This window comes from Chitinophaga sp. RCC_12, from assembly GCF_041360695.1.
Taxonomy (GTDB): domain Bacteria; phylum Bacteroidota; class Bacteroidia; order Chitinophagales; family Chitinophagaceae; genus Chitinophaga.
This window is the reverse complement of record NZ_JBFUPS010000002.1, coordinates 355,411-374,812: the sequence shown is the minus strand read 5'-3', so window position 1 is coordinate 374,812 and position 19,402 is coordinate 355,411. Positions and strand designations below refer to the sequence as shown.

The following is a 19,402-nucleotide window of genomic DNA, read 5'->3' as shown; positions in this document are numbered from 1 at the left end:
TGTTTTTAAGTAAATATTCAACATCCATTACGCTTATGACTATACGTCTCTATTCCTCATTGGCCTTACTGACATTGATTATTTTTGCTGCCTGTCAGCAGCAGAGCGGCTCCCGGAAAAGAACAAAAGCAAGAGATACTACTCACTATACCAAAGAAGAGTATATTGATCAGGCTCTCGACAGCAATTATGTCAATAATTTCCTGCAGTCGCATTCATCGTATGACGCCTACGACGAATATATCCGCAACTTTTACCGCAAACGCGATTACCATTTTGCCTGGATTAATAAAGATGGTCTTACCGAACAGGCGGGCAACTTCATCAACATGATGAAGAACGATGCCGCCTATGGTATTAAAGACAGCAGCCTGATGAACCCTGACCTGCAAAGGCTCACAGATACCCTGCTGGTGAGTGATGTGGGCCTGAAACCCGGCGATACTGCTATTCCCCGCATTGAAATGCTGCTTACCGCGCAATTCTTTGCCTACGGAAATAAAGTATGGGGAGGGCTTACCGCCGATTCCGCGAAAGACCTGGAATGGTTTATCCCCCGCAAAAAAATAGATATGGAGAGCCTGCTGGACTCTATGGTGAATAAAAAGAATAATGCTTTTGAAGATGACGAGCCGGTGAACAGGCACTATATCATGCTGCGTCAGCAGCTGAAAAAGCTGGCGCAGATTGAATCTTCCACCAAATGGGATTCTATTCGCACCACCCAGAAGAGCTTTAAAAAAGGAGATTCCTCCGAAGTAATTGCCACCGTGAAAGAACGGTTGAAAGCTTATGGCGACCTGAAAGAAGCCGATACCACCAGGAGGTTCACCGTCGCGCTGGACTCTGCAGTGCGTAATTTTCAGCTGAGAATGGGATTGAAAGAAGATGGCCTCATTAACAAAGGGGTACTGGATGCACTGAATACGCCCATACAGGACCGTATTCAAAAGATCCTGCTTAATATGGAACGTTTACGCTGGGTGCCATTAGAGCCCACCACAGATTACATCCTGGTAAATATCCCCCAGTTTAGAATGCATGTATATGATAAGGGGAAATTATCGTGGAGCTGTAACGTGGTAGTAGGAAAACCGGGCGCCAGCACGGTTATCTTCACAAAAGACCTGCGTTATGTAGTGTTCAGTCCTTACTGGAATGTACCCCCGGGCATCCTGGGCGGAGAAGTGCTGCCTGGCCTCAAACGTAGCGGCAGCGGTTATCTTGCCCGTCAGAATATGGAAATAGTGGGTGCCAGCGGTAAAGTTATTTCACCGGGCTCCATTAATTTCGCGAGGTATTCAGGCGCGAATTTCCCTTACATCGTCCGGCAAAAACCTGGTGGTAAAAACTCACTGGGCAAAGTGAAGTTCCTCTTTCCAAATGAGTACAACATTTATCTTCATGATACGCCTGCACGTTATCTCTTCGGAGAAAACAAGCGATCCTTCAGCCATGGCTGCATCAGGATTGCTGAGCCTAAGCACCTTGCGGAATGGCTGCTGCGGGGAGATTCTTCCTGGACAGAAAAGAAAATTGATGAGGCGATGAATGCAAATAAAGAGAAGTATGTGACGATAAAAGATAAAGTGCCCGTGTTCATTGTATACTTCACCGCCTTTGTAGACAGCGATGGGCGGCTGAATTTCAGGGATGACGTGTATGGCCACGATAAGAAACTGGCCGCCTCTTTATTTGGTAAATAACAGGAAATGCAGCGGAGGGAACAACTGTTTCCTCCGCTGCATTGCTGTAAAGTTAAGCCCCTACTGCGATTACAGAGATCTCCACGTTTACGCCTTTCGGTAATCCAGATACCTCTACGGTTTCCCTGGCCGGAAAGTCGCTGGTAAAATAACTGCCATATACTTCGTTCACCTGCGGGAAATTTTTCATATCCGTTATAAAGATGGTGGTTTTTACAATGTGCTGGAATCCCAGCCCGGCTGCAGTGAGAACGGCCTGTAAATTCTTCATTACCTGGTGGGTTTCATCCACAATACCTGATTTGATCAGTTCGCCGGAAGCGGGGTCCAGGGCTATCTGACCGGATACATACAGGGTGTTACCTGCCTTCACAGATTGGTTATAAGGCCCTATAGGAGCGGGCGCATTGTTGGTATTAATGATTTGCTTTTCCATGAAAACGAAAGTAAATAATAATTGAGAACGCACCAATGTATGGAAAGCAGATGTACTATAATTAATGATTCTTTATTAGGTTTGCCGAAATTTAACGCATGAATATCCTGGTAATAGCAGATGCGCAGCGCTTTGATGAATTGCAGGAGAAGGGAATGGCCAAGCATCATGATGTACAATGGAAAACAAGCCTGGAGGAGGTATTATCTCTTAAGCCTTTTGACCTGGTACTGGATCTTATTTTCGATGACCGGCCGGATCATGCGCAGGTGTATGCGAAAAATCCGGGTATCCCGGTGCTGGCAGGAATAGTGAAAACCTCCCTGACGGAAATCATTGGCCAGTATGCGTTTGAGCAGGGATTCAATATCATTGGCTGTAATTTTTTGACAGGGATGGTGAATATGCCGGTACTGGAAGTATCGGTGCTGGATGAAGGGCAAAAGGAAACATTGGATACCCTCATGTATAAGCTCGGCTGGCAGTACTTGCTGGTAGCGGATGCGGTTGGACTGGTAACACCGCGGGTAATCTGCATGATTATTAACGAGGCTTATCTCACAGCGCAGGAGGGCACTGCAACACCGGAGGATATTGATACATCCATGCGCTTGGGCACCAATTATCCTTACGGACCATTTGAATGGAGTGAACGGATAGGCATCAAGCAGGTGTATGAAGTATTAAAAGCTATACATGATGCTACCGGTGATGACCGGTACCAGGTGGCCGCCTTACTGCAAACAGCCTACGAAGCGATTTAATTTTTCTTACATGGCACTTATACTGAATATAGATACCGCAACAACAATAGGCTCTGTGAGCCTTTCCCGCGATGGGCAGGTGATACAAACGCTGATAAATGAAAAGCAGCAGGACCACGCCGCTACTATGATCGTGTTTGTTCAGCAGATATTGAAGGAGCAGGGAATTACTCCTGAGCAGCTGGATGCGGTAGCGGTAAGTGCCGGACCCGGTTCTTACACGGGGCTACGTGTAGGCGTGGCTACTGCCAAAGGATTATGTTATGCCTGGAATAAGCCACTGCTGGCCGTTTCCACGCTTCAGATGATGGCGCAGGGTTTAATCTCCGAAGTAAAAAATGAGCAGGCGCTGTATTGCCCTATGCTGGACGCCCGCAGGCAGGAAGTGTTTATGGGCTTGTATGACGCCCGTTTACAGGAGATCATGCCACCACAGGCAATGATCCTGGATCCAAATTCTCTTGATGGTCCCCTGGCAGCGCACCCGATCTACTTTTTCGGTGATGGCAGCCCTAAGTGGCAAGTAATGGTATCTTCACACAAAAATGCTATTTTTGCAGAATATGTGATAAGCGCTGCACATATGGCGCCGCTGTCGGCCCAGGATTATGAAAAAAAGTTATTCGTTGACCTGGCCTATTTCAGTCCATTTTACCTCAAGCCTTTTTATTCTCCTCAAAAGCCCTGACATATATCTTAGTTTTGTCATGGGAGAGTCAAATTACATCTAATTTGCAAGTATCCGGGGCATATATATGATAATTTAAGGTATGGAAATTTTTTTTATTGTGATAGATATTATATTTTTGTATAAATCGATTACCGCAGTTGTTGTCTAACTGTTTGCGAGTACTGTCCGTTGATCCCTTTCATTTCATCATTTTTTTAAAACTATTATGCGATGGAAAAAACATTATTAACTACCTCTTCTAATACTCTTATTATTTCTAGAGGTACCAATGAAAAAGACCAGATCAAATTGGATTACATTGCCGTAAAGAAGGCTGCTATGGTTTTACGTGCTATCAACCATAAGCTGCGCCAGCAGATGATTAAGCTGCTGGAAGATCACAAGAAAATGACCGTGACGGAGATTTACGTGAAATTGCGTCTGGAACAATCGGTAGCATCGCAACATCTCGCCATATTAAGGCGTGCTGGCATTGTAATTACAGAAAGAGATGGTAAGTTTATTCACTACACCATCAACAAGCAACGTATTGCTGAAGTGGCGAAGTTTGTGGAAGAACTTGTTGGTTAAAAGCATTGATCCGTGTACTACGGAAAAGTATTATATAAAAAAGTAGCCCCAGGGCTACTTTTTTATTTTGGTATAGATTTTATCCATAAGTGTACAGCCTCAGAAGTTGTAAATTTGTAAAAATCAAAAACCATGTACGTAAAACAATTGTACACCAGCTGTTTGTCGGAAGCGGCATACTTCATAGAATCCAACGGGATCGCGGTAGTGATTGACCCGTTGCGTGATATTGAAGTATACCTGGATCTGGCAAAAGAACGCAACGCCACCATTAAATACATCTTTGAAACTCATTTTCACGCTGATTTTGTTTCAGGACACCTGGAACTGGCAGAAGCTACCGGCGCCAAAATCGTATATGGCCCGGATGCAGAAACAAGCTTCGATGCTTATATAGCAAAAGATAATGAAGTATTCGACATCGGCGCAGTAACCTTTAAAGTGCTGCATACACCCGGCCATACGCTGGAATCTTCCTGCTACCTGCTATCGGACGAACAACAACAGCCGTATGCCTTATTTACGGGTGATACCTTATTTGTTGGAGACGTTGGCCGCCCGGATCTTTTCAGCGGTAACCTCACCAAAGAAGAATTGGCCGGACACCTGTTCGATTCGCTTAATAACCGTATTAAAACACTGCCGGACGCTGTAATCGTATACCCTGCACACGGCCCCGGCTCCGCCTGCGGCAAAAATCTGGGACCAAACACTTACAGTACCATTGGTGAGGAAAAAGCCACTAACTACGCATTGCTGGCTACAGATAAAGATAAATTTATCGAAGAGGTGACCAGTGGCTTAGCTACGCCGCCATCTTACTTCCCGATCAACGCAAAAATAAACAAGGAAGGATACGATGCCCTGAAAGCCGTAATGGAAAAGGCAATGCAGCCGCTTACCCCTGCAGCATTCAAAGCAAAAGGTAAAGCCGGCGCATTAATCCTCGACACCCGTCCCGCTACTGAATTTGGCGACGGATATGTACCCGGCTCCATCAGCATTGGCCTGGAAGGACGCTTCGCCGAATGGGCGGGCAGCCTCCTGCCGTTTGACCAGGACATTATCCTGGTTACCCCCATCGGTAAAGAAGAGGAAACCGTGGTGAGAATGGCCCGCGTGGGTTTTGATAATGTAGTAGGCTACCTGGATGGTGGCTACCCTGCATGGGAAGCCGCCGGTGAAGCAAAAGACCTGATCATCACCGTAGAAGCAGATGAACTGGCAATGGACATTCCACATGATCCCAACCTGGTGATCATCGACGTTCGCAAGCCTATTGAATTTGCAGATGGCCATATCAAAGGGGCACTCAATATCACCCTCGGTGATATGATGGACCCGGGAAAATTAGCTGACCTGGAAGATAACCACAACCTGTATGTACATTGTCAGGGTGGTTACCGCAGCATCATTGCCTGCTCTATCATGAAAAGAGAAGGTATCCACAATTTGCGTAACATAGAAGGTGGCTTCGCTAAAATGAAGGACCAGAAAGGATTACAGGTTGTACAGGAAAAAACGGTATTGAACTAATTACCTCCATATTTTTAAACGGGATCGATAAAAAGAAGCACTGGCTTCTTTTTATCGATCCCGTTTTCTTTTGGCCATTCCCTGCGTATTTGTTAACTTCTTGCTATAAAATTGTTTGGGCATGAGGATCAAAACCCTGGCAATAGCCTCGCTGATGTTTATAAACATACTGATGTTTGGCTGTAAACCTTCAGATGAAGAACTAAAGGCAGAAGTAAATGAAAAGCTGAGTCATATCCCCGGCATCACTGCAGACGTGAAAAACGGCGTCGTGATCCTGGGTGGTGAAGTGGGTGACGAAGTGGCCAAATCAGCTGCCGAAGACGCGCTGAAAGGAATGAAAGGAGTGAAGTCGGTACAGGATAATATCACCGTGAAAACAGCCATAGTGGCACCGCCAACACCACCACCACCAACAACAACGCCAACGCCTGCGGGGCCTGATCCCGACGTTATCCTCAAACGTTCCCTGGACTCTGTTTACGCTGCCCGCAGGTTTACGAATGTTACTGTTACTGTTTCAGACGGGGAAGTCATCCTCAGCGGAGCCGTTAAAAGAAAAAACGTTCATAATATGCTGCAAATCGCACAAAAGTATGCCACGAAAAAAGTAACGAATAACGTACAGGTCAAATAAGAAAGCCGGGTGAAAGCATGAAGCAACACAGGAGATCATCAGGTATCCATCTCCTCTAAAAAAAATATTTTTAGTTCCCTTTATATTCATGTTTCCAGCGCCGGTGGCTCCATACCCAAACTTCCGGTTGTTCATGAATATTTTTCTCGAGATATTTTACAAAAGCTTCCGTGATAGCGCCCTCGGGCTCCTGTTGCGGATTTTCAAAGGCCAGCTTCAGTGAAGCATGGTAATAACCTCTTTTTACTTTACGGATATCCACAAACACTACCGGGATATTACTTCTCCTGGCGCCCATTTCCGGGCCTTTGTAGAACGGCGTCATTTTATTGAGGAACGGGTACCAGTAGCAGCTGCGCGGATTACCGGGATTCTGATCTGCCACCAAAGCAATTAAATATTGTTTGTTGGTCCATGCCCGCATGCTGTTGCCCATATCATTGGCAGGAATAAGGATAGTACCGAATTTTTCCCTGAAATGCCGGAACATCCGGTCGGCCGGCCTGCTCGTAAGCGGCATATATACTACCAGGAAAGGAAATGCCACGCCCTGCATGCAAAACAGGTTAGCCCATTCCCAGTTAAAGTTATGCCCGAGGTGCAGCTGGCAGCTTTTACCCTGTGCGTACAATTCATGCAATACTGTAAGGTCGCAGCGGAAACGTTTTTGCAGCTGCGCTTTGCTCATGGTGAGCAGTTTGATGGTTTCCACCATCATATCGGTGAGGTTGTGATAATATTTTTTTGCAAGAAGGGTGAGTTCTTCCTTTGACTTATCCGGAAAGGCCTGGGTCAGGTTCTCCATCACTACTTTCCTGCGATATCCGATCACATGGTACACCAGCACGTATAATACGTCGCTGATGAAGTAAAGCACCGGAAATGGCAATATGGAAAGGCTATAACAAAAAGCAAGCAGCAGATAATACATATTCCTGATGGTTGTAAATCCAACGCAAAGGTAATGAAAGACAGCCGTTTAGCTTACAGTACAATGTTTTGTACGAGATCGCTCTTAAACGGATAATCAGTGTTGAAATGAAGTCCCCTGCTTTCTTTACGGAAGGCGGCGCCTTTTACGATCAGGTAACCTGCAGTAATAAGGTTACGCAGTTCACATAATTGCGGCGATACCATTGTTTTTTCGTAGAGGTCTTCCGTTTCTTCGTGCAGGATATCCATCCTGCGGAGGGCGCGTTGTAAACGTACATCGGTCCGTACAATCCCTACGTAATCGCTCATGATCTGCTTCAGCTCTTTCAGGCTTTGGGTGATCAGGATCATTTCTTTGGGAGCGCTGGTGCCGGTGGCATCCCAGTCGGGCACATTATCCTTAAACTCCAGCAGGTCTATTTTGCTGGTAGCATCCATAAAACAGCGGTGGGCAAATACCATTGCTTCCAGCAGCGAGTTGGAGGCAAGGCGGTTGGCGCCATGAAGGCCGGTGCTGGCGCATTCGCCGCATGCATATAAATTGCGGATAGAGGTGAGTCCCCATTCATTGGTTTTGATACCGCCACAGCTGTAATGCGCGGCAGGCGATACCGGGATCATTTGATGGGCCACATCAATTCCCGCGGCTTTACAGGTTTCATAGATATTGGGGAAATGATGGATAAATTTCTCCAGGTCCATGTGCCGGCAATCGAGGTATACGTGTTCTGTACCGGTGATCTTCATCTCACTGTCGATGGCGCGGGCAACAATATCGCGCGGAGCCAGCGACAGGCGAGGATCGTATTTCTGCATAAAGTCCTCCCCGTGGATATTCCGGAGAATGCCGCCGTCGCCTCTTACTGCCTCAGTAATGAGGAAGGAAGGGCTTACGCCGGGCTGGTAGAGGGCTGTAGGGTGAAACTGGATGAACTCCATGTTTTCGATACGGCCCTTTGCACGGTACACCATTGCCACGCCATCGCCGGTAGCGATGTTTGGGTTAGTGGTGCTGCGGTATACCTGGCCATTGCCGCCGGTAGCCAGCAGGGTTACTTTGGAAAGGATCTTTTCTATTTTATTGGTAGCGAGGTTTAATACATATACCCCGTAGCATTCTATATCAGGTGTGGACTTGGTAACCAGGTAGCCCAGGTGGTGCTGGGTGATGAGGTCTACCACAAAGCAGTGTGTGATCAGTTCTATATTCGGGCGGCGGTGGATGGCGTCCAGCAGTGCGCGTTCAATTTCTTTGCCGGTAATATCCTTGTGGTGGATTACCCTGAAAACGGAGTGTCCGCCTTCGCGGCCAAGAGAAAAGTCGCCATCGGCGTTTTTGTCGAAGTTAGCGCCCCATTCAATGATCTCATTCACTCTTTCCGGCCCTTCGGTCACCACGATCTTTACTATCTGTTCGTTACAGAGTCCGTCGCCCGCAATGAGCGTATCGTCGATATGTTTTTCGAAACTGTCATTCTCCAGGTCATTTACTACCGCTACGCCGCCCTGGGCATATTTGGTATTGGTTTCATCTTCCCGGCTTTTTGTGATGATGGTAATCTTTTTATCCGGACATTGTTGTGATACCTTGAGCGCATAAGTGAGCCCTGCAATTCCTGAACCGATGACAAGAAAGTCTGTTTGCTGCATAGTTAGACAAAAGTAAGAATTACCGGCTAATTTTTACCCGGAAGTACTCCGTACTGCCATACACCAATCCCCATTGTGCAAAACCATAGGTGAGCATCACCAGGATATCGCCGCCGGGAAACGGATGATAGAATTTACCCACGGCGATCATAGCATCTGAAATAACGAATAGCATTGCGCCCACCAGCGCATACCAGCCCGTAGGTTGCCGCCGGAAATGAAAGGCATGCAGTACGCATTGCACCAGGAAGAAAAGGGTAATTGAATACGCGATAACGGGTATGGCTAAACCGCCCAGATAGGGTAGCAGGAAGAGGATGAACAGGATTATCACTGCAGCGTTCAGGAATATATACGGATACCGGCACAACGGCACCGGCAGGTTGCTGTATCTTATTTTCAGGAAGAAGATACAATACATCACCTGTGCAATGAAAAAGCTGCCGAGGCCCGGCAGGAAAAGATTTTCAAACAACAACAGGTCATCTCCCAGGGAAGAGAAAAATAATGCCAGCAATAAAAAAATACGGAAGGAGCGGGGCATCTTTACATTGGCATACAACACATACACGGCCAGGAAAATCATCAGCAGCGGCTTGGTGGCATACCGGTATTCTTCCCTGCCGAAGGCAATCAACAGGATATCAGCCAATAGTACAAGAAAATAAATAATCAGGTGTTTTGGGCGGAACATGGAAAGGGATTGTACCAGTAATTTACAAATATTCTGCTAAGTATTCAACAGGATATAAAACGTAGTACCGTTACCGTTAATACCCGGACTCATCACTTTTAGCTGCCCGCCATGCATTTGTATGATCTGTTGGGATAAGCTCAGGCCAATGCCGGACCCTTTCTTTTTGGTGGTAAAGAAAGGGATAAAGATTTTGTTCATGGCGTCTTTATCAATGCCAGGGCCATTGTCGGTAATTTCAATACATATCTGCTGGATGTTGTTAAGATACAGCTTCATGCTGATGGTCGCCTCAGGTGTGTGTTCCAGGGCATCCATCGCATTTTTAACGAGGTTGATCAACACCATTTGCAACTGCGATATATCCGCGTGGATCTCCATATTTTCGGCGTCCGTTTCTACGGAGAACCGGATGCCTGCCTGCTTCATATCGGCCTGGAACAGGCTGCTCACAGAGTTTACCAGGGTCCGTACATTCACCGTGGTAAACTGTGGTTGCGGAAGGGTGGTATAGTCGCGGTATGCATTTACAAAATTCATGATGCCTTTACTGCGGCTTTCCACGGTTTGCAGCGCTTCGCGCAGGTCGGAAATACCTTCCTGGTGCTGTGCGCCGGGTGCAATATCCAGGTCCACAATTTCCTGCATGGTACCAATCAACGATACAATAGGCGTTACGGAATTCATAATTTCATGGCGCAATATTTTGGTGAGATTTTGCCATGCTTCCAGTTCTTTTTTCTGTAATTCCGAGTGGATATTCTGGATGGAAATAAGTTTAATGAGCCGGCCCTGTAACCGCACGGTAGCAGCGTGAATAGACAGTTGTTGTTCCTGCCTTGTGGCATACAGCGTTTTATTTCCCGACGACAATTCCATCAGTAATTCCGACAGGCCCGGATGAACTGTTTTCAGTTCGTGAATATTACGCAGCCGGTAGATGCCCATCAGGCGGAAAGCGGCTGGGTTAATGAGTTCTATTTTCCCTTCTGCATCAAACGACAATACTCCGATGCTGATGTGCTGCACGATGGTGTCGATATACTTCAGGTTAGCTTCTTTTTCTGCGCGGGTTTGCCGGAAGGCCTCCAGTACTTCGTTGAACTGGTGGTTCAGCATACTGAAACTTTTGCCGAGCTTATTATCGGCGCTGAAGCGGATAGAAAAATCTTCGTAGCGGATTGACTCGAGGAACAGGGTAAGTTTCCGGTTGATCCGGTTGAGATAATGATAGATGCCGTACAGCTGTATAAATATCAGCGGGATCAACAGGAATGTGAGTGGCTGCATACCGTGCATGAACAGCCAGATAGCGGCTGTAAGCGTGGCGGCCAGCAGGATGACCCGGAAGCTGATATTAATGCTGAAACGATTCATTGGAGCGCTTTTAGCTGTTTGGCTTTCAGTGATTATTAACCACTGAAAGCCAACGGCTATATGTTATATTTTTCCAGTCTTCTGTAAAGTGCGGCCCTGCTAAGTCCCAGTTCTTTGGCGGCTTCGGTGATGTTGCCGTTGCATTTTTTCATGGCCTGGGAAATGATGTTGCGTTCCATTTCTTCCAGGTTATAGCCGGTGTCCATCGCCTGATCGGCGCTGTTATTGTTTTTTACAAATACATCCTTTGGCTGGAGGGTTTTTCCCTGTGAGAGGATAACGGCTCTTTCCAGTGCATGTTGCAGTTCGCGGATGTTGCCGGGCCAGTCGTACCGCTGCAGTTGCGTGATGAGTGATTCATGCATGCTGTTTACCGGGCGTTTATATTTATCGCGGTACAGCTGCAGGAAGTGTTCTGCCAGCGGGATGATATCTTCCACGCGCTCGCGCAGTGGCGGCAGGTGTACTTCGATGGTATTGATACGATAGAGCAGATCCTGTCTGAACAGGTGTTGCGAAGCCATGTGCGAAATGTTGCGGTTGGTGGCGCAGATCAGTCTAACGTCAATGGGTATACTTTTATTGGAACCTACTTTTGTAACCGACCTGTTTTGCAGCACGGTAAGCAGTTTTGCCTGGAAGGGGATAGAGATGTTTCCTATTTCATCCAGGAAAATGGTGCCGCCGTTGGCTTCTTCGAAGCGGCCGGCGCGGTCTTCGCGGGCATCGGTGAAGGCGCCTTTTACATGGCCAAACAGTTCACTTTCAAACAGGGTTTCGCTGATGGCGCCGAGGTCTACACTTACGAAGGGTTTGCTGCTCCGGTTCGACTGTGCATGTATCTGGCGGGCCAGCATATCTTTACCGGTACCATTTTCACCGAGGATGAGGATATTGGCATCCGTGGCAGCTACTTTGGATACGGTATCAAATACGGCCAGCATGCCGGGGCTTTTGCCAATTACCTGGTTGCCCGGATGATGTACGGCAGCGGGAGGTTTATCCTGTTGGGCTGCACGTTTGTTATAGGCAGTTTGAATGGTAGCCAGGAGCTTTTCGTTTTCCCAGGGTTTAAGTACAAAGTCAACCGCACCGGCCTTGATGGCCCTCACCGCCATTTCCACATCGCCATAGGCAGTGAACAATACAACCGCCGTTTCCGGTTTTATATCCAGGATCCGGTCCAGCCATTCAAAGCCTTCTTTTCCGCTGCTCAGGTCGCGGGTAAAGTTCATATCCAGCAGGATTACATCGTAATCGAAGTTGGATACGAGATAGGGAATTTTTTGCGGATTCTTCTCAAAATCAACCTGTTCGAAATGTCTTTTGAGTAACAGGCGGGCCGCACGTAAAACATCTACATCATCATCTACAATTAAAATCTTTCCTGGTTGCATGGTAGTCATATGCGAATGGTGAATAGGTGACAATATTAAACAAAGATTCTTTCAAACCCACAGCTAATTTCAGGATCTTTTAAAAGTGTCCGATTATGGACACCGCTTGTCCGGCAAAGGACGTTTTTTTAAACCATTTTTCCTTGAAAACGTTGATGGTAAAAGGTTTTCAGCTTTGGCATGTGGATTGACTTTCTCCGGTCAGCAAACTTTTCGCTAAAGAACATGGATAGAAAATTAGAAAAGAAGTTTTGGAATAAAAAGCGCATCCTGATGATAGGTGGCGGAGCAGTAGTAGCAATGCTGCTGTTGTATACGTTGCTTTTTGCGGATCACAGGGCCACCCTGAATGTAGAAAAAGACAAGATCACTATCTCTACAGTAAAGAAAGGAACCTTTGACGTATATATTGCTGTTACCGCAGTGGTAATGCCCCTGAAAACTATCCGCCTGGATGCCATTGAAGGCGGATATGTAAGCCGCAAGTACCTGGATGGTGGTAGTATGGTAAAGGAAGGCGACTCTATCCTGCGGCTGGACAACCAGCACATGATGATGGACTTCGTAAACCATGAAACAGAGATCTACCGTTTACGCAACGAACTGCAGAATACCCGCCTGAGCATCCGCCAACAGGAATTTACCATGCAGCAAACCATTTCAGACATAGACGCCAAGATAGCCGCCGCACAGGACCTGTACGACCGGAACAAACAACTGGTGGAAGAAAAGATCGTGGCCCGCCAGGAATTCAACAAAAACAAGTTTGAACTGGAAGGACTCCTGCGTCAGAAAGATATCCAGCTGCAATCCCAGAGGTACCAGCAGGACAATGCCAAAATGCAGATTACCCAGCTGGAAGGCACCCTGGCCAGAACCCAGCGCAACCTGGACCTGATGCGGGAAAACCTGAACAGCCTGATTGTCCGCGCCCCGGTATCCGGGCAGCTCTCTTCCATCGATGTGGAAGTTGGTTCCAGCATCACCGCCGGCCAGAATATTGGCCAGATCGATGACCTGAACGGATTTAAACTACGCGCCGATATAGACGAGCATTATGTTTCGCAGGTATTTGCCGGGTTGAAAGCCACCTTTGAATTCGATGGGAAATCTTACGAAATGCTGGTTACAAAGGTATATCCTGAAGTGAAAAGCGGCCGTTTCCAGGCCGATATGACCTTTCAAAAAGATACGCCGGAAGGTATCCGCCGCGGACAATCCTCTCCTATCCGCCTTGTATTGGGTAAGTCCGCAGAAGCCATCCTTTTACCGCTCGGCGGATTTTTCTCCGACACCGGTGGTAACTGGGTATACGTAGTAGATAAAAGCGGCAACCGTGCAGTAAAACGTAATATTTCGCTGGGCCGTAAAAATCCGCTATATTTTGAAGTACTGGAGGGCCTGCAGCCAGGCGACCAGGTAATTACTTCTTCCTATGAGAATTTCGGAAACAAAGATGTTTTATCCTTTTAGTTCATCCATTTTTTTATATAAACTAGCATTTAAAATTAAAAACACATATGATACGCACTGTTAACTTACAGAAGCTGTTTACAACAGAAGAGGTAGAAACCACTGCTCTCAATGGTATTAACATGGAAGTGCAGGATGGAGAATTTGTGGCGATCATGGGACCCTCCGGTTGCGGCAAATCCACTTTGCTGAACATATTGGGTTTGCTGGATAACCCCAGCGATGGCGAGTATCACTTCTGGGATAAGGAAGTAGCGCGTATGAGTGAAAGACAAAGGGCACAGCTCCGCAAAGGTTCTATTGGTTTCGTGTTCCAGAGCTTTAACCTGATCGATGAACTCACCGTTTTCGAGAACGTTGAATTACCCTTACTTTATCTGAAAGTTCCTGCGGCTGAAAGAAAGGTGAAGGTAGAAGAGGTGCTGGAACGCATGAACATTATGCACCGCCGCAACCACTTCCCGCAGCAGCTGTCCGGTGGCCAACAACAAAGAGTAGCTATTGCCCGCGCCGTGGTAGCCAAACCTAACCTGATACTGGCGGATGAGCCTACAGGTAACCTGGATTCCACCAACGGGGAAGAAGTGATGAAGTTATTGCAGGAGCTGAATAACTCCGGCACCACCCTGATCATGGTAACACACTCCCCATATGATGCAGGGTTTGCACACCGTATTGTCAACCTGTTTGATGGACGCGTGGTGACAGAGAATATCAAGGAGCAGTTTCATGTGTGATTTTTTTTTCCGCCATTCTAAAACCACATCATGATGTTTCGGAACTATTTCAAAATTGCTGTCCGTCATTTACAGCGTCATAAGTTCATTACGGTGATCAACATCTCCGGGCTGGCTGTAGGCATGGCCTGCTGCATATTGATTACGCTGTACGTGCGCGATGAGCTGGGTTTTGACAGGTTCCACCGCAATGCGGACCGTCTCTACCGCGTTACAACTCAAACCACCCGTCCTACGGGTAATACCGATTATGACGCCGCTACCCAGTTCCCTGTTGGCCCCAATCTGAAAAAAGATATCAGCAGTATCAAAGAAGCCGTACGTATTTACGCACCGGGAAATACCCTCTATACTGCAGGAGATAAAAGAATATGGGAAGAAAATACAGGCTTTGCCGATGAACCTTTCTTCCGGGTTTTCGATTATCCGCTGCTGGAAGGAAATCCGGCTACTGTTTTAAAAGAACCATACTCCATTGTACTAACCGCATCTGCTGCAAAAAAATACTTTGGAAATGAATCGCCCATTGGAAAGCTGATAAAGGTAGGCAATGGTTACAGCTGCACGGTAACCGGTGTGGCCAAGGACTTTCCATCCAATACAGATCTCCGCCTGACCATGATCATATCGTACCCCACCATGCTGAAAGAAGCATTAAAAGCGGGCACCGATATGGAAAAGCAGTGGTTTATGTTTGGCAATAACGTTACTTATGTACAGCTGGCAGACCACACAGATCCTGCTAAACTTACCAAAGAACTGGCCACTTTTGTATCTACTCATATTGGTAGAATACTGAAAAAGCATAATATACAGTTTGCGCTGGAATTACAACCCATTCAGCATGTACATCTGCACCCACAGGGCGACAAAGGAATAGATAACTCCCCGTTGATCTGGTTATACATTGCTATTGCAGTTTTCCTGATCCTGATTGCCTGTATCAACTTCATGAACCTCACCACTGCGCGGGCACATGAAAGAGCGAAAGAAGTGGGGCTGCGTAAAGTACTGGGCGCTGAAAGAAAAAGTCTTATCCTGCAATTTCTTACAGAATCACTGGTGATCAGCCTTATCTCTTTTGTGCTGGCTATTTTGCTGGTAGGATTGGCGATGCCATTGTTTAATACTATTACCGGCAAACAGTTGCTGTTGCTTTCTTCCGCAGATAGTTTTTTATATGCCGGCTTATTATTGCTGGTATTATTGGTGGGCCTGGTGGCCGGAAGCTATCCTGCTCTCTACCTGTCCGGGCTGATACCCGTACGCGTATTGAAAGGCAATTTTGTTACCTCCGGCTCCCGTGTGCTGGTACGCCGTGGATTAGTGGTGGCACAATTTGCAGTAGCCGTGGCATTGATCATTTCCACGGTGGTTGTATTTTCCCAGCTCCGCTACTGGCAAACAAAAAACCTCGGATTCGATAAAGAACACCTCGTAAATATATACCTCTCCGGCGTAGATGGCGCTAAAGTTGCCTCGCTGAAATCTTCGTTCCTAAACCAGTCGGGCGTGCAGCAGGCTTCCATGCATAATTTTTTAATGGGCAGCGGCGTGTTTAATAATAACCCGATAGTACGTGAAGGGGGAGATGATAAAGACGGCTTTGTTGCAGGAATCATTCAATCGGATTTCGACCTGCTTAAAACAACTGGTATCAAACTGGTAGCCGGACGTGATTTTGACCCTGCGCTGGCTACTGATTCTTCCGATGCCTATATCGTTAACCAGGCCGCTGCACGGCAGTTAGGCTTTAAGGATGATGCAGTGGGCAAACGGATTGAGTGGCGACCCGGGTATATGGAAAGACATGGTACCATTATAGGCGTGGTAGAAGATTTCAACCTCCGCTCCCTGCAAATGCCGGTAGAGCCTATCGTCTACCTGGTAAGGCAGGAGGAAGTAGCAATCATTACCCTGCGGCTTGCAGCAGGCGATCAAAAGGCTATATTAAAACGTGTGGAAGCCGCATGGAACAGTATGATTCCCGATGTGCCATTTAATTTCACTTTTGTGGAAGATGATATACAGGCACAGTATGCATCTGAACGGACACTGGGCAAACTATTCGGTATCTTCTCCGGCCTCGCCATCTTTATAGCCTGTATGGGCCTCCTGGGATTGTCTATGCTCATTTCCCGGCAGCGTACAAAAGAAATCGGTATCCGCAAAGTGCTGGGTGCTTCTATTGCCAATATTTCACTGTTGTTATCTAAAGACTTTCTCAAACTGGTTTTGATAGGGATCTGTATCGCTTCTCCCATAGCCTGGTACGGAATGGAAAAATGGCTGCAAAACTTTGCTTTCAGGGTGCACGTGGAATGGTGGGTGTTTTTACTCACCGCTGGAATGGTGGTGCTGATTGCATTGTGTACCGTTAGTTTGCAATCCATAAAAGCGGCGTTAATGAACCCGGTTAAATCACTTAGATCCGAATAAACATGATTAAAAACTATTTCCAAATTGCCTGGAGGAATCTGAAAAGAAGCCAGTTTTTCGCTGCTGTGAATATTGCAGGATTGGCCTTTGGCATGGCGGTATGCATGTTTATCCTCTGCTGGGTTTTAGATGAATATAGTATTGATAAGTTCCATTCAAACGGAAAGAATATTTACCGGCTGCAGGCGAATGTCGACTGGGGCGGTATACGCACCATGACTGTCACACCTACTGTGCTGGCAGACGATCTGAAAAGTAACTTCCCGGAGATCATGGCGAATGTGAAAGTCCGGGTGACCAACAGCAACATGCTGTTTAAAACAGCGCAACGATCCGCGCTGGAAAAAAATTACATATTCGCCACCTCCAACCTGCTGGAAGAGATGGACTTCCCGGTAGTATCAGGAGATAAGCATACCGCATTGACGCAACCTGAATCTATTGTACTGACGGAATCATTTGCAAAAAAATATTACGGCACCACCGATCTTATCGGGAAGATCATTAACGTGGAAAAGAACAAAGCGTTACAGGTAACGGCTATCGTAAAAGATGTGCCCGCTGCATCCTCTATTCAGTTCGATTTTATACTGCCCTTTGCGCTTTCCCTGAAGCAGGATCCCTGGCTGTTGAGGCCGGGCAGCTATAGCATCTATAATTACATGGTGGTAAAAGCCGGAACAGATATTCCCCGCCTCACCGCAAAAATGCAGCAACATTACGCTAAACTTAATCCTGGCAATAAGAACGAAGTATGGCTGCAACCTTTCGAAGACATCTATCTGCATGAAAAATATGAAAATGGAAAAGTAGCCGGTGGAAGAATTGAATATGTACGTTTGTTTTTCATCACGGCGCTTATTGTACTGGCCATTGCCTGTATCAATTTCATGAACCTTTCCACTGCACAGGCATCTAAAAGAGCCCGTGAAGTAGGCGTGCGTAAATCGATGGGCGCGTCCAGGCTTTCGCTGATGTTGCAGTTTACCGGGGAAGCAATCCTGATGTGCGCTATAGCCGCTGTTGCCGCAGCAGTAGTGGTATACTTGCTGATGCCGGTATTCAATAATTTTACCGGCAAGCATATAACGTTTACACTGTCTGTTACCATTAAATACCTGTTGGGGCTGTTGGGTGTAACATTGGTCACCGGCGTGCTGGCAGGCAGTTACCCCGCTTTTGTGTTATCGCGTTTCCTCCCGGTGAAGGTATTGAAAGGTGACCTGAGCAGTGGCAGCGGCGCTTCCCTGTTCCGGAAAAACCTGGTGGTATTGCAGTTTGTGCTCTCTTTCATTTTTATTGTGAGCAGCGTAGTGATCTACAACCAGATGCAGTACATCTACCACCGTAACCTGGGTGTTGACAAAGAAAATGTAATGTATGTAGAATTGGGCGAAGGCTTTGCCGCAAACCAGCAGGCGATTGAGCAGTCAATGTCGCAACTGCCGCAGGTGAAGTCATTTACCTATAACAGTTTCCTGCCATTGTCTATTGGCGGCTCAAGTGCCGACCTGGGCTGGGAAGGAAAACCGGATAAGCTGATTGTGAACACGGCGCCGCAGCAGGTAGGATACGACTATGTTTCCACCATGGGAATGACGATGAAGGAAGGCCGGGATTTCTCCCGGGACTTTGCTTCCGACTCCGCTGCCTATATTATCAATGAAACAGCCGCCCGTGTAATGGGAATGAAGGATCCTGTAGGAAAACAAATCAGTTTCTGGAAAGGAAAAGGCACCATCATCGGCGTGGTAAAGGATTATCATTTTACCTCTATGAGGGAAAATATTTCGTCGATGGTAATGATGCTGGAACCGAAAGATAATAATTACATGATGATCCGCCTGGCAAAGGGAGAGGTTTCCAGCCAGGTGGCCGCCGTGGAAAAAGTATTCACTACGCTGAATGCCGGCTACCCGGTAGATTATCACTTCCTCGATGAAACTTTTGACAACATGTACAGGTCGGAAACCATGCTGCGTAAACTGGCGCAGGTATTTGCGGTAGTAGCAGTAATGATTTCCTGCCTGGGGCTGTTCGGACTATCTGTTTTTACTGCAGAACAGCGCAGGAAGGAAATTGGTATCCGGAAAGTATTAGGTGCTTCCGTAATGAACGTTACCCGTTTGCTTTCAAAAGAATTCCTGACCCTGGTGATCATTGGTATTTTACTGGCCACGCCTATCAGCTGGTACATGATGAATAACTGGTTATCCGGATTTGCATATCATACAAATTTATCTGCCTGGATCTTTGTCATTGCTGGCTTACTGGCAGTGGTGATAGCCCTGGCAACGGTGAGTTTCCAGTCGGTGAAAGCCGCCATGGCCAACCCTGTAAAATCTTTAAAAGCCGAATAATT

16 protein-coding genes are annotated in these 19,402 nt (G+C 46.9%); 10 read left to right on the top strand and 6 right to left on the bottom strand.

Annotated elements, in window-relative coordinates; genetic code table 11:
• Positions 1-35: 35 nt before the first annotated feature.
• Entirely contained in the window at positions 36-1,706 is a 1,671-nt protein-coding gene (locus tag AB6805_RS06745; protein WP_370908679.1) for a murein L,D-transpeptidase, read from the top strand.
• 52 nt (positions 1,707-1,758) lie between these two features.
• Here AB6805_RS06745 and AB6805_RS06740 read toward each other — a convergent pair whose 3' ends face one another.
• Complete coding sequence (locus tag AB6805_RS06740; protein WP_370908678.1) at positions 1,759-2,142, bottom strand: RidA family protein; 384 nt, start codon at positions 2,140-2,142, stop codon at positions 1,759-1,761.
• Between the two features lie 98 nt (positions 2,143-2,240).
• Here AB6805_RS06740 and AB6805_RS06735 point away from each other — a divergent pair, with 98 nt between their 5' ends.
• The 5 genes from AB6805_RS06735 to AB6805_RS06715 all read left to right on the top strand — a co-directional run bounded on the left by AB6805_RS06735 (position 2,241) and on the right by AB6805_RS06715 (position 6,340).
• A complete protein-coding gene (locus AB6805_RS06735; protein ID WP_370908677.1) occupies positions 2,241-2,906 on the top strand; it encodes a 3-hydroxyacyl-CoA dehydrogenase family protein in 666 nt (221 codons plus the stop codon).
• Positions 2,907-2,916: 10 nt separating this feature from the next.
• On the top strand, positions 2,917-3,594 hold the full coding sequence (gene tsaB / locus AB6805_RS06730; protein WP_370908676.1) for a tRNA (adenosine(37)-N6)-threonylcarbamoyltransferase complex dimerization subunit type 1 TsaB: 678 nt from the start codon (positions 2,917-2,919) through the stop codon (positions 3,592-3,594).
• A gap of 213 nt (positions 3,595-3,807) precedes the next feature.
• On the top strand, positions 3,808-4,167 hold the full coding sequence (locus tag AB6805_RS06725) for a helix-turn-helix transcriptional regulator (RefSeq protein ID WP_012788619.1): 360 nt from the start codon (positions 3,808-3,810) through the stop codon (positions 4,165-4,167).
• Positions 4,168-4,299: 132 nt separating this feature from the next.
• Entirely contained in the window at positions 4,300-5,703 is a 1,404-nt protein-coding gene (locus tag AB6805_RS06720) for a rhodanese-like domain-containing protein (protein ID WP_370908675.1), read from the top strand.
• A gap of 121 nt (positions 5,704-5,824) precedes the next feature.
• Positions 5,825-6,340 carry a BON domain-containing protein gene (locus tag AB6805_RS06715; RefSeq protein WP_370908674.1) on the top strand — a complete coding sequence of 172 codons (516 nt, stop codon included), beginning with the start codon at positions 5,825-5,827 and terminating at the stop codon, positions 6,338-6,340.
• 70 nt (positions 6,341-6,410) lie between these two features.
• Here the strand turns inward: AB6805_RS06715 and AB6805_RS06710 are convergent, their stop codons facing one another.
• The 5 genes from AB6805_RS06710 to AB6805_RS06690 are packed head-to-tail and all read right to left on the bottom strand — an operon-like array spanning position 6,411 to position 12,400.
• Positions 6,411-7,271, bottom strand: coding sequence for a lysophospholipid acyltransferase family protein (locus AB6805_RS06710; RefSeq protein WP_370908673.1), 861 nt, complete (start codon positions 7,269-7,271; stop codon positions 6,411-6,413).
• A 53-nt stretch (positions 7,272-7,324) separates the two neighbouring features.
• Entirely contained in the window at positions 7,325-8,923 is a 1,599-nt protein-coding gene (gene nadB / locus AB6805_RS06705) for an L-aspartate oxidase (RefSeq protein WP_370908672.1), read from the bottom strand.
• Between the two features lie 19 nt (positions 8,924-8,942).
• Positions 8,943-9,617 (bottom strand): lysoplasmalogenase, encoded by a 675-nt coding sequence (locus tag AB6805_RS06700; RefSeq protein ID WP_370908671.1) that lies wholly within the window; start codon positions 9,615-9,617, stop codon positions 8,943-8,945.
• Positions 9,618-9,653: 36 nt separating this feature from the next.
• On the bottom strand, positions 9,654-10,994 hold the full coding sequence (locus AB6805_RS06695) for a PAS domain-containing sensor histidine kinase (RefSeq protein ID WP_370908670.1): 1,341 nt from the start codon (positions 10,992-10,994) through the stop codon (positions 9,654-9,656).
• 56 nt (positions 10,995-11,050) lie between these two features.
• Complete coding sequence (locus tag AB6805_RS06690) at positions 11,051-12,400, bottom strand: sigma-54-dependent transcriptional regulator (RefSeq protein WP_370908669.1); 1,350 nt, start codon at positions 12,398-12,400, stop codon at positions 11,051-11,053.
• Between the two features lie 216 nt (positions 12,401-12,616).
• On the opposite strand from AB6805_RS06690, the gene AB6805_RS06685 reads away from it, so the two are divergent.
• From AB6805_RS06685 to AB6805_RS06670, 4 genes are read left to right on the top strand one after another with little or no spacing between them, the layout of a single operon-like run.
• Positions 12,617-13,864, top strand: coding sequence for an efflux RND transporter periplasmic adaptor subunit (locus AB6805_RS06685; RefSeq protein ID WP_370908668.1), 1,248 nt, complete (start codon positions 12,617-12,619; stop codon positions 13,862-13,864).
• Between the two features lie 47 nt (positions 13,865-13,911).
• A complete protein-coding gene (locus AB6805_RS06680) occupies positions 13,912-14,601 on the top strand; it encodes an ABC transporter ATP-binding protein (protein ID WP_370908667.1) in 690 nt (229 codons plus the stop codon).
• A 30-nt stretch (positions 14,602-14,631) separates the two neighbouring features.
• Positions 14,632-17,040, top strand: a complete 2,409-nt coding sequence (locus AB6805_RS06675; RefSeq protein WP_370908666.1) for an ABC transporter permease — start codon at positions 14,632-14,634, stop codon at positions 17,038-17,040.
• Positions 17,041-17,042: 2 nt separating this feature from the next.
• The gene (locus tag AB6805_RS06670) at positions 17,043-19,400 is read left to right on the top strand and encodes an ABC transporter permease (protein WP_370908665.1); all 2,358 of its coding nucleotides are present in this window, start codon (positions 17,043-17,045) and stop codon (positions 19,398-19,400) included.
• Positions 19,401-19,402 lie beyond the last annotated feature (2 nt).

Coding starts and splice junctions, on each gene's coding strand:
- AB6805_RS06710 (WP_370908673.1), bottom strand. CDS start 7,271: ATGTATTATCTGCTGCTTGCTTTTTGTTATAGCCTTTCCATATTGCCA.
- AB6805_RS06700 (WP_370908671.1), bottom strand. CDS start 9,617: ATGTTCCGCCCAAAACACCTGATTATTTATTTTCTTGTACTATTGGCT.
- AB6805_RS06735 (WP_370908677.1), top strand. CDS start 2,241: ATGAATATCCTGGTAATAGCAGATGCGCAGCGCTTTGATGAATTGCAG.
- AB6805_RS06690 (WP_370908669.1), bottom strand. CDS start 12,400: ATGACTACCATGCAACCAGGAAAGATTTTAATTGTAGATGATGATGTA.
- AB6805_RS06675 (WP_370908666.1), top strand. CDS start 14,632: ATGATGTTTCGGAACTATTTCAAAATTGCTGTCCGTCATTTACAGCGT.
- tsaB (WP_370908676.1), top strand. CDS start 2,917: ATGGCACTTATACTGAATATAGATACCGCAACAACAATAGGCTCTGTG.
- AB6805_RS06685 (WP_370908668.1), top strand. CDS start 12,617: ATGGATAGAAAATTAGAAAAGAAGTTTTGGAATAAAAAGCGCATCCTG.
- AB6805_RS06680 (WP_370908667.1), top strand. CDS start 13,912: ATGATACGCACTGTTAACTTACAGAAGCTGTTTACAACAGAAGAGGTA.
- AB6805_RS06695 (WP_370908670.1), bottom strand. CDS start 10,994: ATGAATCGTTTCAGCATTAATATCAGCTTCCGGGTCATCCTGCTGGCC.
- nadB (WP_370908672.1), bottom strand. CDS start 8,923: ATGCAGCAAACAGACTTTCTTGTCATCGGTTCAGGAATTGCAGGGCTC.
- AB6805_RS06725 (WP_012788619.1), top strand. CDS start 3,808: ATGGAAAAAACATTATTAACTACCTCTTCTAATACTCTTATTATTTCT.
- AB6805_RS06720 (WP_370908675.1), top strand. CDS start 4,300: ATGTACGTAAAACAATTGTACACCAGCTGTTTGTCGGAAGCGGCATAC.
- AB6805_RS06740 (WP_370908678.1), bottom strand. CDS start 2,142: ATGGAAAAGCAAATCATTAATACCAACAATGCGCCCGCTCCTATAGGG.
- AB6805_RS06715 (WP_370908674.1), top strand. CDS start 5,825: ATGAGGATCAAAACCCTGGCAATAGCCTCGCTGATGTTTATAAACATA.
- AB6805_RS06670 (WP_370908665.1), top strand. CDS start 17,043: ATGATTAAAAACTATTTCCAAATTGCCTGGAGGAATCTGAAAAGAAGC.
- AB6805_RS06745 (WP_370908679.1), top strand. CDS start 36: ATGACTATACGTCTCTATTCCTCATTGGCCTTACTGACATTGATTATT.